This is a genomic window from Pandoraea faecigallinarum (genome assembly GCF_001029105.3).
GTDB lineage: Bacteria > Pseudomonadota > Gammaproteobacteria > Burkholderiales > Burkholderiaceae > Pandoraea > Pandoraea faecigallinarum.
This window is the reverse complement of the sequence record NZ_CP011807.3, coordinates 4032986-4048158: the sequence shown is the minus strand read 5'-3', so window position 1 is coordinate 4048158 and position 15173 is coordinate 4032986. Positions and strand designations below refer to the sequence as shown.

The 15173-nt window shown below is 64.6% G+C and carries 14 protein-coding genes and 1 pseudogene; 5 read left to right on the top strand and 10 right to left on the bottom strand.

The genetic code is table 11. The annotated features are described in order from the left end of the window. Positions 1 to 423 precede the first annotated feature (423 nt). The 3 genes from AB870_RS17685 to AB870_RS17675 are packed head-to-tail and all read left to right on the top strand — an operon-like array spanning position 424 to position 2878. A complete protein-coding gene (locus tag AB870_RS17685; RefSeq protein WP_047905712.1) occupies positions 424 to 645 on the top strand; it encodes a hypothetical protein in 222 nt (73 codons plus the stop codon). Between the two features lie 17 nt (positions 646 to 662). Continuing rightward, positions 663 to 1502, top strand: a complete 840-nt coding sequence (locus AB870_RS17680; protein WP_084663837.1) for a response regulator — start codon at positions 663 to 665, stop codon at positions 1500 to 1502. Then, positions 1499 to 2878 carry an ATP-binding protein gene (locus AB870_RS17675; protein WP_053059425.1) on the top strand — a complete coding sequence of 460 codons (1380 nt, stop codon included), beginning with the start codon at positions 1499 to 1501 and terminating at the stop codon, positions 2876 to 2878. The genes AB870_RS17680 and AB870_RS17675 overlap by 4 nt, the downstream gene beginning before the upstream one ends. A gap of 114 nt (positions 2879 to 2992) precedes the next feature. Here the strand turns inward: AB870_RS17675 and ppk2 are convergent, their stop codons facing one another. Further along, entirely contained in the window at positions 2993 to 3913 is a 921-nt protein-coding gene (ppk2, locus tag AB870_RS17670) for a polyphosphate kinase 2 (protein ID WP_047905711.1), read from the bottom strand. Positions 3914 to 4246: 333 nt separating this feature from the next. Between ppk2 and AB870_RS17660 the strand changes: the two genes are divergently transcribed. After that, positions 4247 to 5263, top strand: coding sequence for a transporter (locus AB870_RS17660; RefSeq protein WP_047905709.1), 1017 nt, complete (start codon positions 4247 to 4249; stop codon positions 5261 to 5263). Positions 5264 to 5339: 76 nt separating this feature from the next. On the opposite strand, the gene AB870_RS17655 is transcribed toward AB870_RS17660, so the two are convergent. The 4 genes from AB870_RS17655 to AB870_RS17640 all read right to left on the bottom strand — a co-directional run bounded on the left by AB870_RS17655 (position 5340) and on the right by AB870_RS17640 (position 8776). Next, entirely contained in the window at positions 5340 to 5756 is a 417-nt protein-coding gene (locus AB870_RS17655; protein WP_047905708.1) for a VOC family protein, read from the bottom strand. Continuing rightward, a complete protein-coding gene (locus AB870_RS17650) occupies positions 5753 to 6280 on the bottom strand; it encodes a helix-turn-helix transcriptional regulator (protein WP_047905707.1) in 528 nt (175 codons plus the stop codon). Before AB870_RS17650 ends, AB870_RS17655 begins: the two co-directional genes overlap by 4 nt. A gap of 83 nt (positions 6281 to 6363) precedes the next feature. Continuing rightward, complete coding sequence (locus tag AB870_RS17645; RefSeq protein WP_053059424.1) at positions 6364 to 7629, bottom strand: autotransporter strand-loop-strand O-heptosyltransferase; 1266 nt, start codon at positions 7627 to 7629, stop codon at positions 6364 to 6366. Between the two features lie 184 nt (positions 7630 to 7813). Beyond that, a complete protein-coding gene (locus AB870_RS17640) occupies positions 7814 to 8776 on the bottom strand; it encodes a LysR family transcriptional regulator (RefSeq protein ID WP_047908365.1) in 963 nt (320 codons plus the stop codon). A 220-nt stretch (positions 8777 to 8996) separates the two neighbouring features. Here AB870_RS17640 and AB870_RS17635 point away from each other — a divergent pair, with 220 nt between their 5' ends. Continuing rightward, the gene (locus AB870_RS17635) at positions 8997 to 11285 is read left to right on the top strand and encodes an NADP-dependent malic enzyme (protein WP_047905706.1); all 2289 of its coding nucleotides are present in this window, start codon (positions 8997 to 8999) and stop codon (positions 11283 to 11285) included. Positions 11286 to 11543: 258 nt separating this feature from the next. Here the strand turns inward: AB870_RS17635 and AB870_RS17630 are convergent. The 5 genes and pseudogenes from AB870_RS17630 to AB870_RS17610 form a co-directional block, all read right to left on the bottom strand. Then, positions 11544 to 12165, bottom strand: a pseudogene (locus AB870_RS17630) (amino acid ABC transporter permease); the annotation flags it as partial. Positions 12166 to 12256: 91 nt separating this feature from the next. Further along, positions 12257 to 12979, bottom strand: coding sequence for an amino acid ABC transporter permease (locus AB870_RS17625; RefSeq protein ID WP_047908363.1), 723 nt, complete (start codon positions 12977 to 12979; stop codon positions 12257 to 12259). A gap of 103 nt (positions 12980 to 13082) precedes the next feature. Next, positions 13083 to 13928: an ABC transporter substrate-binding protein gene (locus AB870_RS17620; protein WP_047905705.1), complete on the bottom strand. Its 846-nt coding sequence runs from the start codon at positions 13926 to 13928 to the stop codon at positions 13083 to 13085. A 247-nt stretch (positions 13929 to 14175) separates the two neighbouring features. Next, positions 14176 to 14556 (bottom strand): YXWGXW repeat-containing protein, encoded by a 381-nt coding sequence (locus AB870_RS17615; RefSeq protein WP_047908362.1) that lies wholly within the window; start codon positions 14554 to 14556, stop codon positions 14176 to 14178. A gap of 214 nt (positions 14557 to 14770) precedes the next feature. After that, complete coding sequence (locus tag AB870_RS17610; RefSeq protein ID WP_047905704.1) at positions 14771 to 15172, bottom strand: tautomerase family protein; 402 nt, start codon at positions 15170 to 15172, stop codon at positions 14771 to 14773. Position 15173 lies beyond the last annotated feature (1 nt).

Here is a 15173-nt window from a genome sequence, read left to right as displayed (position 1 = left end):
GAAAACGCCGCAAGGAAGCGGGATATCGAGGAAGTGCATCGCGTAAGGCCTTGAGCGACAAGACCTGGTGAGGGAAAGGCCAAAGAAGGGCGAAGAGAAGGGGGCGAGACCGACGGCTGCACAGTGTGAAGATTGCGGCGCGTGCGGCGTATGCCGGGGCCGGTCTCGCGGCATGAGGCACGAAGTCGCCGTCGGATCGATATCGTTAAATTGGCTATAATTTCGCCCAATATCGCCTAATATCGACGAAATCATGAATTTCTGGCGTTTCGAACGACGGCGAGACGTCTGGCGTCTCCCGAACATCCTTACCAATCCTTTCTGAAATAAGGATTAGGCGTCATTCTGTTGGATGCTTCGGTCAACGGTGCACTGGACGGGCGCGCAAACTGCGATGTATCTCGTCACAGAGGAGCACAAAGCATGGCCATCACCATTGGTTCACCGGAGACGGCGATACATCGGGCCTGGCGCTTGCCGGGGCAGGGATCGGCGTCGACGGTCGGCACACATCGTGCGCCATCGGGGGCGGATCGATATTCCAACGCGTTGCGGGCGCTCTCCAGCACGCCGCAGACGCCGTCCGTGACACAGGACGAGGCCGTGAAGCTGTCGCGAAGCGCGACGGCCGCGCGCGAAACTTAATTTACCGAGAATTATTTATGAGTCTGCATGTTCTTCTGGTCGATGACGATCCGGTCGTTCGCGACCTGTTGCGCGAATTGCTGCACGCCAATGGCATGCAGGTCTCGGTGCTTCACAACGGCGCTTCGCTGATGCGCCGGCTCGAACTCGAACGCCCGTCCGTCATTCTGCTCGACATCATGATGCCCGAGCGGGACGGTCTGCGAGCGTTGCAGGACCTGCGCGCGGCGGGGGAGGATATTCCCGTCATCATGTTGTCGGCGCGGGGCGGTCCGCTCGACCGCGCGCTGGGTCTCGAACTCGGTGCCGACGACTATCTTGCCAAGCCGTTCGATCCGCGAGAGTTGCTCGCGCGGATTCACGCCGTGCTGCGCCGTCGCGGCCCCATCGCCGCCAGCGCCCCGGATGCCCGGGCACCGTATCGTTTCGGTCCGTTCGAACTCGATTACTCGCTGCGAACGCTTCAGCGCGAGGGAGAGCGCCTGCCGTTGCGCGATACCGAGTTCGCCATGCTCAAGGCGTTCACCCAGCATCCGATGCAGGTACTGCCGCGCGTGAAGCTTCATGCCATGCTTTACGGCGATGGCATTGCGTTTCGCGACCGCAGTCTCGACGTGCCCGTGTGGCGCTTGCGTCGTCTCATCGAGGCCGATCCGTCCGAGCCGCGCTACATCCAGACCGTTCGTGGCAAGGGTTACGTCTTCGTCCCGGGCGGCGAACTGCCCGAAGGCGCGACGTCCGACGCACGCGAGGGTTCCGGCGGCATGGGCGATGGACACGACGATGGCATGTCGCTCGCCACCTCGGCATCCGCGAGCAAACGGGCCGTACGCGGCTGGCGGGAGTCTGCTGCGTGAACGTTCGCTGGTTGCTGCGCGACACGCTGTTCGCGCGCATGGCATGGCTGGGCATTGCCGTCTTGCTGGTGATGCATCTCGTGTGGAGCGCGCTGGTGTTCTATCAGCGTCCCCGTCAGCAGGTCGACGGCTTCGCCCGCGGCCTGCTAGTCGCCATTCAGAGTGTGGACCAGCGCGCCGTCGCTCCCGGCAGCCTCGTTCCGCCGCATGGCCTGCGGCGCGTGCCGTTGCGCCAGACGCCGACCTTCGCCGGCGAGGCCGACGACGAACGCGCGGGGCGTTTGCGGCAGGAACTGCTCTCGCGATTGCCTGAGGGCACGCAGCTGCATATCGTCAACGAGCGCAAGCGCGGCAATATCTGGGTGCTGCTCCCGCAACACGACGAATGGATCGTCATTGCTCTGGACCTGCCGCCCATGCCTCCGTTCGTGCGCCAAACGCTCGGCATTCTCATCGGCGCGGTACTGCTGGCGTTGCTCGTTGCGTGGCAGATGCAGCGCCCCATCGCGCGGCTCGCGCACGCGGCGCGGGTCATCGGTCGAGGCCGGCGCCCCGCGCTGCTGCCCGAGCAAGGGCCGCACGAACTGCGCGACCTCACGCACGCATTCAACGACATGGCCAAACGCCTTGCCGAGGCGCAGGACAATCAGGCCATCATGCTCGCGGGGATTGCCCACGATCTCAAATCGCCGCTCACGCGCTTGCGGCTGCGCGCCGATCTGATCGACGACGTGGCGTCGCGCGACGGTTTCGTGCGCGATATCGCCTCCATCGATCACATCGTCCAGCAGTTTCTGGCGTATGCGCGCGATGAAGCCGACACCAGTCCGCTCGTCAATGTCGACGAATTCCTGCGCGAGCAGTTTCCGGCCGACGAACAGACGCCGGCCGATGGCGATGCCGCGCGTGCCGAAGCGCAGGACGACAGCGGGCTGTTCGTGAGCCATCTGCGCGCGGGTTCCGGCTTCTTGCTGCCGCGCACGTTGCTCGATCGCGTCATGTCCAATCTCGTCGATAACGCGCTCGAACACGGCGAACCGACCGTGCGTCTGGCCACATGGCGAGACGGCGAACTGGGATGCATCGAGGTGAGCGACTGCGGCAAGGGGATTCCCGACGATCAGGTGGCGCTGGCGATGCGCCCCTTCGTGCGGCTCGACGCGTCGCGTGGCGGCGAAGGGCATTGTGGCCTCGGTCTGTCGCTCGTCGTGCGTCTGGTCGAGGGGCAGGGCGGGACGGTGCGCCTCGACAAATCGCCGGGCGGCGGATTGCGCGTCACGCTCAGGCTGCCGATCGCGAGTGGGACCACCAATGAAAACGCAAAGGCAAACGCAAACGCAAATGCAGGCGATCTTGCCGCCGTGCCCGCCCACTGACTCGCCGGGGCGGCGCCCATGCACATGGCCCGGAGGCGGCGTTGCCGTCCAGGGCCGTCTTCATTGGCATGTCGGCGCTCCGAACGGCGGGGCTCGCCCCAGATGCGGCCAGTCTTAGTAAATCTCCGGCACGATGATCTCGGGCGGCACCGGATGGCGCATGTAGTCCTCGCTGCGCGCACGCTCGGGCAGCACGACCTTCGAGCGCTCCACGTCGTGATACGGCACTTGCTGGAGCAGGTGATGAATGCAGTTCAGACGGGCGCGCTTCTTGTCGTCGGCCTGCACCACCCACCAGGGGGCTTCCGGAATGTGCGTGCGTTCGAGCATCACTTCCTTGGCGACGGTGTACTTTTCCCAACGTGTACGGCTTTCCAGATCCATCGGGCTGAGCTTCCACTGCTTGAGCGGGTCCTGAATCCGTGCGAGAAAGCGTGCTTCCTGCTCCTCGTCCGAAATCGAGAACCAGTATTTGACGATCTGAATGCCGCTGCGCACCAGCATCTTCTCGAATTCCGGCACCGAGCGAAAAAATTCCTCGTACTCGTCCTGCGTGCAAAAGCCCATCACATGCTCGACGCCCGCGCGGTTGTACCAGCTACGGTCGAACAGCACGATCTCGCCCGCGGCCGGCAGATGCTGAACGTAACGCTGGAAATACCACTGCGTGCGCTCGCGGTCGTTCGGGGCGGGTAGGGCGGCGACCCGGCACACACGAGGATTCAGCCGCTGGGTGATGCGCTTGATCGCCCCCCCCTTGCCCGCGGCATCGCGGCCTTCGAAGATCACCACGAGACGGTGGCGGCTGCGAATCACCCAGTCCTGCAGCTTCACGAGTTCGCCTTGCAGACGGAACAACTCGCGGAAATAGTGCAGACGGTCGTCGCGCGCTTGCGCGCTCAGATCGTTCAGGCCCGGCAGACGCAGGTCGTCGATCTCCATCTCGATCTCTTCGTCGTAGCTGTCGATCAGGTCATCTTGGAGACGACGCGCAAGCATCGCGTCGTGGTCGGCGTCGGAATCGAATTGGGTCATGGCGACGATCTCTCACGGCCAGAATGCACAAAAGGGACAACCCCTGCGGCCCGGACGTCGGCCTGGGTGACGACGGACGAACGGCGCGCCCGATGGTGAACCTGAGTATGCGACGATTTTATGACACCAGCGTGGCGTTGACGAACACCGTGCGGAGGACTTCCCGTTCGCGGCGTGCTCCGCGGGTCGCGGACCGCGTTCCGGTGACCGCGTTCCCGTGACTTCGCAGCGGGCCGGCTGTCACGAAAATGAAATATGACATTGTCATGATGGCAAATCCCACCGCTGCGGTGCGGATCATCTCATCCCCCTACGTTCGCCCAGATTGCGCGCATGTTCGCCGACCTAGTCCACAACGCTTATGGCTGCGATCAGGCCGGCCTTATCTACGGCTACCGCTTTACCGACGGCAACGCGCCGCAGCCGGTCGATTCGGGCGAAGCGCTGGCGTGGCTCATGCAGGGGGAGCGGGCCGAGGGCTTTCTCTGGCTGCACTTCAATTTCGCGCACGCCGCGTGCGAGAAGTGGCTCAAGGCGCAGATGCACCTGCCTGAGGAGTTCTACGAGAGTCTGAGCGAAGGGTCGCGTTCCACTCGCATCGAGCATTCCGACGACTGGCTGCTCGCGGTCATCAACGACGTGATTTTCGCGTTCGACATCGCGCAGTCCGAGATCTCCACGCTGCGCGTCGCGGCCAACGCGCGCTTGCTCGTCACCGGACGCGTGAAACCGCTGCGCTCCATCGACAAGCTGCGCGCGTCGGTCAAACGAGGGGACGCATTCCGTACGCCGCTCGCGCTGCTCGTGCATCTGTTGCGCGATCAGGCGGACGTGCTCGAGCGTATCGTGCGCGAGACGAGCCGCCGGGTGGATATCGTGGAAGACCGTTTGTTGCAGCAGCGCATCGAGAGCAATCGCGCGGATCTGGGGTCGCTCAGACGCGTGCTCGTGCGGCTGCAACGCCTGCTTGCGCCGGAGCCCGCAGCGCTCTTTCGACTGTTGAGCCGCCCGCCAGTATGGGGGCATGCGGAAGACGTGCAGGAATTTCGTCAGGCGACGGAAGAGTTCGCGGTGGTGCTCAACGATCTGTCCGCGTTGCTCGAGCGAATCAAGCTGCTTCAGGAAGAGATCGCGGCGATGGTCAGCGAGCGTACGGAGCGCACGATTTACACGCTGACCGTGGTGACCGTGCTCGCGCTGCCGATCAACATCGTGGCGGGGTTCTTCGGGATGAACGTGGGCGGCATACCGCTCGCCGACCATCCGCACGGTTTCTGGGTACTCGTCGCGATCGTTGCAACCGGCACGGCGGCAGCCGGCTGGTGGGCCTTCCGGCGGCGGCCGGACTGACGCGGCTGCCGACCTCCTGTCCGCCCGCTACCGGCTGCCCGCCATATGGCGCGGCGGCGCGCCGCCGCCGTGCGGGTTATTTCGTGTCCGCCGCCGGTTGAATCATCTTCCAGCCGTTGCCCGCGGGATCGCGGAATCCGGCGTCGACGCTGCCGTAGCGGTCCACCGGTTCCTGCGTGAACTCCACGCCCCTGGCCTTGAGCCGGGCATAGCTGGCCTTGCAGTCGTCGACGTAAAGGACGAGCGGCGGCATCGCGCCTTTCGCCACCATGGCCCGAAGCGTTTGCGCGGTGGCGTCGTCGTGAATGGGCGTGCCGGGGGCGAACAGTCCCAGTTGAAACGAGGGCTGGTCCGGGTGCTGGACGGTCAGCCAGCGATACGGGCCGTTGCGCACATCCGTGTGCACGCGAAATCCGAGCTTGTCGACATAGAACGCGAGCGCCTCGTCCTGATCGTCGACATACAGTCCTGCCACGCCAATTCCCTGATTCATGTTCCCTCCCTGGTTGATGGACGAACTGTACCGTTCGCCATTCGGCGGCGCTTCTCCAAAACTGCGATGTTGAGATCGGGCCGTTGAGCGGCCTTCAGTACACAGGCAGGCATGGCGGCCAGCGGCGCGGGAATCTGCCGTGCGTGACGGCGAAACTCGCCGGGGCTTCGCCCGTTGATGTCGCGAAAGATGCGTCCGAACGTGCCGACGCTTTCCCAGCCGGTCGCGAAGGCGATTTCCGTGATGCTGAAGTCGGTATCGCGTAGCAGCGTGTTGGCTTGCTCGATGCGACGGGTGAGCAGATAGCGATGCGGCGGGAGTCCGAAGGCCTGCTTGAATGCGCGTGCAAAGTGGGCTTCCGAGGTGCCGCTGAGCGCGGCGAGCCGCTTGACGGGCCATGCCTCGTGCGAGGCGGCGTCCACGTGATCTTTGGCGCGCAGCAAGCGCCGCAGCAGTGCCGGTGACGGCGTGGGTCCGGTGTCGGATGGCGCAAGGACAGTCGTGCGGCGGGTTTTCGGGGCCATGGCGGGGTCCGGGCGGCGCAATGAATGTCCACCTAGTATATCGACGCCATTTGGAGTGCAGCGCGACGCCAAGCGCTGCGCCATCAATTCCGGCTGGTCACGCCGGGGATTCGGTCGACTGCTTCCAACACGGCGTCGGGCGTGATCTCCCGCGTGCATTCGAACGCACGGCCGGTCCCTTTATGCCTCGGGCAGAAATGGAAGTCGTCGTGGTTATAGCGAATGGCGGGATCGTGCCAGCAGCCGGTGCAGACGTCATTGTTGATGACGCGATAGGGGGTCGCGAATTCGTTGTGCGGCAGGGTGAACCCGGAGATGAGTACCGTTGGGGTTCCCATCGTCCATGCCAGCCACGACAGGCCGCTTGACAGGCCGACGAAAGCGCTCGCATGCATGAGCCAGCGCGCGCGTTCGGTCAGCGGCCGCTCGCCGGTCGCATCGACGGCGCCTTCGGGAATCGATTGCCAGAAGTCGTTCTTTCCATGACGCGCCTTCTGGTCGATGCAAACCACTTGCAGCCCCCGCGCACGCAGTCCGGCCACGACTGCGTCCCACCCCCCCGGCCGGTTCCAGTATTTGCATTGCGCCGTGCTTTGCACCGCGATACAGACGTACGGCTGTGCCATCGGACGCGATACATCCGGCAGCGCCGTATTCGCCGCCGATTCGCTCTCGTCCACGCCGAGAATGTGCGCAGCCGTGCGATGCAGCCCCGTCTCGCGGAAGTCTCGCGGCTGTTGTGTCAGTTCCTTGTCGTCGAAGAACAGGCCGACGTTGTAGGTCGCGTAATACTTGCGGCGCTCCACCTTGTCCTGCGCGAGGAATTCGACGTCGGGATAGGCCTCCCGGAACAAGGCCGCCACCGCTGGCGTGACGACGCACGCCAGCCGGCATCCGTGAACCTGCGCAAAGCGCAACGCATACGGCAGCCAGCCCAGCACATCGCCCAATGCGGCCAGCGGAAACTGGATCAGCACATCCTGATCGCGCAGATCGAAACGATGCTCGAAGACCACCACGCCGTTCAGCCAGATCGTGATGCCGTAAGGGGTGTAGTACTTGGCCGGGCTGCGCACCACGCCGCAGGACAGCGAGACATCGGCGAGCGTGCTGTCGTCGCGCAAATCGCAGATACGCACGCGCCAGGGCAGCGGCTGGCCAAAGTCGGGAATGACCACGCGAGCGCCATCGTTGAAGTCGAAGCGCAGGCCAGCGGGGCCGACCTGTGTCGGCAGCAGCGCAGGGGCCAGAAAGATCTGGCCGGGGGACGGGGCGAACGGCGTCACGACCGGGGCATGGCCGGTGGACGTCACGGGGTCCGCATGAGTGAGGGAGGCGGCGTCGTTCATGAACGACACCTTACGACGGACACTGCTCGGGCAATCGGGTGGGAAACGAGCTGAAAAGGCTGCATTTCGCGAAATTTGCCGGTTTTGACGTCAAAAGACCTTTCGGTGCCTTTCCGGAACGGGGGCGTGCGCCTGATCCGCCCGCCGTTCGAGTCACGCAAGCCGCCCAAGCCGCCTAAGCCGCCTAAGCCGTCCCGGCCATCGCCTGATACTGCGCGCGCAATGCCTGGGTAAAGCGCCGGTGCGTCTCCCGCGGGTTCTCCCGGCGCGTGAACATCGCCACGGGCGGCAGCGTCCACGTAAGCGACCACGGTACGATGGCGACCCCGGCGATACGCACCAGTTCTTCGGCAATGTCGGCCGGCAGCAACGAGACGGCACGCTCGCTGCTCGCGAGAAGCTCGCCTGTCAGGCGCGACGAGAAACTTTCCACCACCGGGACCGGTGGCACCACGCCCGCATGCAGAAACAGATCGGAGAGCTGGTCGCGCATCGGGGTGTTCGGCGCGCCCATGACCCAATCGAGTTCCGCCAGTTGCGGCCACACCGGGCCGCTTCGCCCGAGCCGGGCCGCCAGACGCCGGCTCGCGACCACGCGCGGCATCTGGTGATGCAGCACTTCGAACTGCACCTGCGCGAGATCAACGGTCGCCGCCGCACGGGCGATCACCACGTCCAGCGTATGATCGCGTAGCTGTGCCATCAGCGATTCGCTGGTCCCTTCGTGCAGGGTGACGGTCAGGCGTTGGGGAATCTGGGCCAGCGTTTGCTGTATCGCGGCGGCGAGCGTCTTGCCCGAGATGTACGGAATCACGCCCACCTGCAAACGCGCTGCATGGCCCGCCATCACGGCCTCGATGTCGCGGGTCAGATGGTCCAGATCGTGGACCATGGCCTGTGCCCGGGCCAGCACGACGTCGCCCAGCGGGGTCGGTGTCATGCCGCGCGGCGTACGATCGAAAAGCGGGCCGCCGAGCATGCTTTCCAGCTCTGCCAGGGCGCTCGTGACGGCCGGCTGGCTCGTCGCCATATGCTCTGCCACCCGCGTGAGCGAGCCGTGCTGCTGAATCTGCAACAACAGCACAAGATGACGCATCTTGAGCCGTGTCGTCAGCCGCCGGACCACTTCCCCCGTATCGAAAGGCACCGCCGCCATCTGTCCTGAATCCTCTGAAACCCCCGATGCTCCGGGCTTATAACGAAAACATGATGCCCCCATAGTAATTCAGAATCGTCCCCCGCTGGCGGCTCCCTAGAATGGCTTCACCTCCGTTGCGCCCATGGCGGTAGCCGTCCCGTAGAACGGTTCGCTGCGCAATCCGGAGCCCGGAACATCAGCCGAGACAATCACCGAGGACGACATTGCCATGAGCAACAGCAACGATCACCAGGCCGCCCTGGAATATCACCAGTTCCCCACCCCGGGCAAGATCTCCGTGACGGCCAGCAAGCCGCTCGTCACGCAGCGCGACCTGGCGCTCGCCTACACCCCGGGCGTGGCCATCCCCTGTCAGGAAATCGCCGCCGACCCGTCGGCGTCGTTCAAGTACACCGGCCGTGGCAACCTCGTGGGCGTCATCACCAACGGCTCCGCCGTGCTGGGCCTGGGCAACATCGGTGCGCTCGCCTCCAAGCCGGTCATGGAAGGCAAGGCCGTCCTCTTCAAGAAGTTTGCCGGGATCGACGTGTTCGACATCGAAATCACCGAAAGCGACCCGGACAAGCTCGTCGACATCATCGCCAGCCTCGAAGCCACGTTCGGCGGCATCAACCTCGAAGACATCAAGGCACCGGAGTGCTTCACCGTCGAGCGCAAGCTGCGCGAGCGCATGAAGATCCCGGTGTTCCACGACGACCAGCACGGCACCGCCATTACGGTCAGCGCCGCATTCATCAACGGTCTGAAGGTGGTCGGCAAGGACATTCGCGAAGTGAAGGTCGTGACCTCGGGCGCCGGCGCGGCAGCCCTTGCGTGCCTCGACCTGATGATCGACCTTGGCCTGCCCGTCGAGAACATCTGGGCGACGGACATCGACGGTGTCGTGTACGAGGGCCGTACCGCCAGCATGGATCCGGACAAGGCGCGTTTCGCCCAGAAGACCGACAAGCGCACGCTTGCCGAAGTCATCGACGGCGCAGATGTCTTCATCGGCCTGTCGGCCGGGGGCGTGCTCAAGCCGGAAATGCTCAGGACGATGGCGGCGCGTCCGCTGATTCTGGCGCTTGCCAACCCCACGCCGGAGATTTTCCCGCACGCGGCCCGCGCCGTGCGGGAAGACGCCGTGCTCGCCACGGGCCGCTCGGACTTCCCGAATCAGGTCAACAACGTCCTGTGCTTCCCGTACATTTTCCGCGGTGCGCTCGATGTGGGCGCGACGACCATCACGCGCAACATGGAAATCGCCGCCGTGCACGCGATTGCCGCGCTGGCGCAGGAAGAAGTGAACGACTCGGTCGCCAACGCCTACGGAGCGTACGACCTGTCGTTCGGGCCGGAGTATCTGATCCCGCGTCCGTTCGATTCGCGCCTGATCGTGCGTATCGCCCCGGCCGTGGCGCGTGCCGCCATGGAAGACGGCGTGGCGACGCGTCCGATTGCCGACTTCGACGCCTATGCCGACCAGTTGCAGCAGTTCGTGTATCACTCGGGCGCGTTCATGAAGCCGATCTTCTCGGCCGCGAAGCAATTCGTGCGCGACGGCGGCAAATCGCGCATCGTATTCGCCGAAGGCGAGGAAGAGCGTGTGCTGCGCGCCGTGCAGGTGATCGTCGACGAGAAGCTGGCGCGTCCGATTCTGGTGGGGCGTCCGGAAGTGCTGCTCGCGCGCATCGAGAAGTTCGGCCTGCGTCTGCGGCTGGGCGAAGACGTTGAAGTCACCAACCCGTACTACGACGAGCGCTTCCACCAGTACTGGACCAGTTACTGGGAACTGCGTTGCCGCGATGGCATCACCAAGGAAATGGCGCGTGTCGAGATGCGTCGCCGTCTCACGCTGATCGGCGCCATGATGGTCCGTCTGGGCGATGCCGACGGCATGATCTGCGGCACGGTGGGCGCGTATCACGACCATCTGCGCTTCGTCGACGAAGTCATCGGCAGGCAGCCGGGCGCGAACACCTACGCGGCGATGAACATCCTGCTGCTCGACAAGCGCACGGTGGCGCTGGTCGACACGCACGTCAACGACGATCCCACGGCCGAGCAGATCACCGAGTTCACGCTCGCGGCCGCCCGGCAGATGACGCGTCTCAACCTGAACCCGAAGGTCGCGCTGCTCTCGCGCTCGAACTTCGGCTCGGGCAGCGCGGCATCGGGTACGAAGATGCGCCGCGTGCTCGATATGGTGACGGCGCAGGCGCCGGATCTGGAAATCGACGGCGAGATGCACGGCGATTGCGCGCTCGACGAAGCGCTGCGCAGCCGCATCCTGCCGCATTCGAAGCTCAAGGGCGCCGCCAATCTGCTGGTGTGCCCGAACGTCGATTCCGGCAACATCGCCTACAACCTGCTCAAGACGGGCGCCGGCAGCAATGTGGCCGTCGGTCCCTTCCTGCTGGGCGTGGGCGCGCCGGTCAACGTGCTGACGTCCAGCTCGACCGTGCGCCGCATCATCAACATGACGGCCCTGACCGTCATCCAGGCCAATCGCGACTGAAGTCCACACGGCGCTCGTGTTCCGGAACGTTCTCCGGAGTGCGGCGCCGGTCGCGATGCGCAAGACGACGCAGGCGCTCGACGGCGCCCGTAAGGACATTCGCAGCATTCGCAAGCCCCGGCGCGGAAGGCAGCCACATCGACACGATGCGCTGCCAGCTCTGCCGGGGCCTGGCCGTTGCGTTTTCCGGCGCCCTGGCCCGGGGATGCGGCGGCTTGCCCAGCAGTGCCGTGCAAAGCCATTCGAGCGCGCTGCACATCGCGAAGTAGATCAGGGCGACGAAGGCAAATACCTCGGCGGGATAGACCATCAACCGGCTGTTGACCTGCGTGGCGACGAACGACAGTTCGGCCACGCCGACGATGTACGCCAGCGAGGTATCTTTCACGAGCGAAATCCACTGATTGACGAACGATGGCGTCATGATGCGCAGCGCCTGCGGCAGCACGATGTGACGCAGCGTCTGCACGCGCGTGAGGCCGAGCGACATGCCGGCTTGCCACTGCGCTGGGCCGACGCCTCGAATGCCCGCGTAGACCGTGTGTGAAAGATATGCCCCGCCGATCAGCGCGAGCGCGCAGGCGACAGTGGCCAGGCCGGGCACGTCCACGCCGAACAGAATCGGCAGCAGAAAGTACGTCCAGAAGATCAGCATCAGAACGGGAATCGCGCGAAAGAAGCCGATCGCGAAGGTCAGCCCCCATCGTGCCGGGCCGCCGAGCATGGCCAGGGCGATGCCGCCGGCCAGGCCCAGCACGCCGGAGGCGAGCGCACTGAGTGTGGCGAGCGCGAGCGTGAGCGCGGCGCCCGAGAGCGGTCCGTCCGGAAAGTCGCCCCACAGCAGGTAGGGCAGGTTGTCGAGTACGGCGGAGAAGTTCATGGGCAACGGCGTCGGTATCGTCGTCGGAGTGGGTGTCGGTATGGGCGTCGGTATGAGCGTCGGTATGGGCGCACAGGACGGGCGTGCAGGATCAGCGTGAGGGCGCGGCGGCGTGCCGATGTGTCGTTGCCATGCTGAGTGCCTCGATCACGGCAATGGCGCCGATGTAGAGCAGCGTGGCGATGCCGAAGGCCTGAAACGTCCGGAACGTCTCCGTCTCCACTTGCCGCGAGGCATAGGAGAGTTCCGCCAGTCCGATCGCCATCGTCAGCGACGAATTTTTCACCACGTTCATGTACTGGCCGAACAGCGGCGGCATCGCGATGCGCACCGCCTGCGGCAGCACCACATATCGGAAGATCGCAAGCGGGCGCATGCCGAGCGCGGCCGCAGCATTCGTTTGTCCTGCGGGTACGCCGCGCAACCCGGCGCGAATTTCTTCACCGATAAACGCCGTCGTATAGATCGTCAGGCCGATGAAACCGGCAAGCGTCTCCAATGTCGGCCAGCGAATGTCGAAGAACACCACGTGCCAGACATGCGCCTGCGACAGCCACTGTATCGCGCCGGGCGGCAGCAATGCGGCAACGCCGAAGTACCAGAAGAAGAGCTGCACGAGCAATGGCGTATTGCGCATGAGCGCGACGAAGGTGGCCGCGGGGCGCGCGAACCCCCGGTGCGCCGAATTGCGCGCAATGGCCAGCATGAAGCCGAGCAGCGTGGCGGCGGCGCTCGCTGCGGTGGCCAGTGCGACCGTGACACCGAAGCCGCTCAGCAGCCAGCCGAGGTACTTCGGAGCGAGCCAGTCGATCATGATGAGGCGTTCCAATGCAAAACGCCGGGCGCGCACAGGGCTCTCATCCCATGCGCCCCGGCCAGGCCGACGGGCAAGCGTCAGACGTTGGGCCGGCGCCCGCTCAGACCTTGTCGCCGATCTTGAACAGGCGCGGCAGCGGCTGGGCCGATTTCGGGCCGAACCAGCGCTCGTAGATGTTGGCGGCCGTGCCGTCCTTCTCCAGATCGCGCAGCGTGTCGTTGACGAATGCCGTCAAACGCGGCTCGCCCTTCGGCAAGCCAACGCCCATGTAGTCGTTGGAGATCGTGAACGCGGGAATCTCGTAGTTCTGCTTGTCCGGCACGTTGGCGAGCAATCCGACGAGCTTCGGCCCGTCCTGCGTGATTGCCTGCACGGTGCCGGTGCGCAGTGCCGCGAATGCGAACGGCGTGTCGTCGAACGCGACGATGGTGGCCTTCGGGAATTTCTCGCGCAGTGTGATCTCGTTCGTCGTGCCCTTGTCGGCACCGATGCGCAGTGCGCTCAATTGATCGGGCGACGACAGCGTGCCCTTTTTCGCGAGGAACTGCTGGCCCGACGAGAAGTAGGGAATGCTGAAATCGACCTGCTTGGCGCGCTCGTCCGTGATGGTGAAGTTGGCCAGCACGAGGTCGACTTTCTTCGACGTGAGGAACGGAATGCGGTTGGCGGGGTTCGTCGGTTGCAGTTCGAGCTTCACGCCAAGCTTGTCGGCGAGTGCTTTCGCATAATCGACGTCGAGGCCGACGATCTTGTGCGACTTCGCGTCCACGTAGCCGAATGGCGGGTTGCTGTCGAAAGTGGCGACGCGCAGCACGCCGGCCTTCTTGATGTCGTCGAGCTTGTCGGCATGCGCCGCGAGCGGTACGAGGGCGGCGATGGAAAGCAGCGCGGCAGCGATGCCGGGCACTGCGAGACGTGCGCGTGGCGGGCGATTCTTGTTTTGCATGGCCTGTTGGGCTCCGTTTTTCGTTGATCCTTGATGTGTCCCGAAGTCGTCGACAGTACGGCACGCAGATATCGACGGGGACCGGGCTGCGGGTAGCAGCGAGCGGGTATCAACGATAACGGTGGGAACGCGTGCGCCCAACCAACCGATTTTCCTTAGCAAAACGCCGGCGCTGATAAGCGCCGGCGTTTCATCGCAACTTCACTGCACGACAGCTTCGCGCCCGGACGGGCGGTCCGTGCGGGGATTAGCCGTGATAGCGATCATGGTCATGATCGTGGTCGTGACCACGGTCGCGATTGTCATGATGGTCCGGACCGCCGTGCTCCCATCCGCCACGGTTCAATTCCCACCCGTGCGGACCCTGGTGCCAGGCCGGGGCGCGATAGGCGTAACCCGGACGTGCGCGTTCCCAATGGCCCTCGCGCCACGCGTGCCGATGGCCGTCCCAGTCCCAGAAGCCCGGCGCCCAGACGTAGCCGGCGCGCGGCGGCGGGACCGGCTCGTAGCGCGGCGGCGGCGGTGCGCCGATGCTGATCGATACGCCCACCTGAGCGTGAGCCGGCGCCACGGCAAAGCCGCCGAGCGTGGCGGCGACAAGCGTGATGGTCAATGTCAGTTTTTTCATGTTCGCCCCCTTGAAAGCGAAGTTTTGGTACACCTTCATCGTACGAGGGGACGCGTTCGTTACGAAGCTAATAGTCGTAAGAAAATGTTGAAAATGTATCGTTCGATGCGGCTGGAATGTGCATGGACAAAGCGTTCGGCGAAATCGGCAGGTAGTCGGGATTGCCGGTTTCGCCGTCGTCGCATCGGCTGCGCGCCCGCGCGTTGCGAAACGATCAAAGGGCGGGCGTGCGCTGATGCCGGTACTCCTGCGTGCGCCCGCCGTAGCCATAGGCGGCGGCCCGTGCATCGATCACGTGGATGTAGGAACACTCGTGCACGTTGCCGAGAATGGCGGACAGCGTTTCGAAAACCTGCGCGATGAACCGCGCCTTTTCCGCTTTGGTATTCGTCTCGTCCGTGACACTGATATCCAGATGGAAGGCGTTCTTGCCTTGCTCCGAGAGCGGTGTGCCGCCGATGAACCAGCGCTCGTGAGGGATGTACTCGACGCTCACGGCGATGACTTCAGGCGCCTTGTGCAGCGTGTCGACGGTCAATTGCGAGACGGCGCGAACGGCTTGGCGGGAGAGGGTGTCGTCGGGCGTGCCCGAGAGTTGCAGAACGATGTGCGGCATG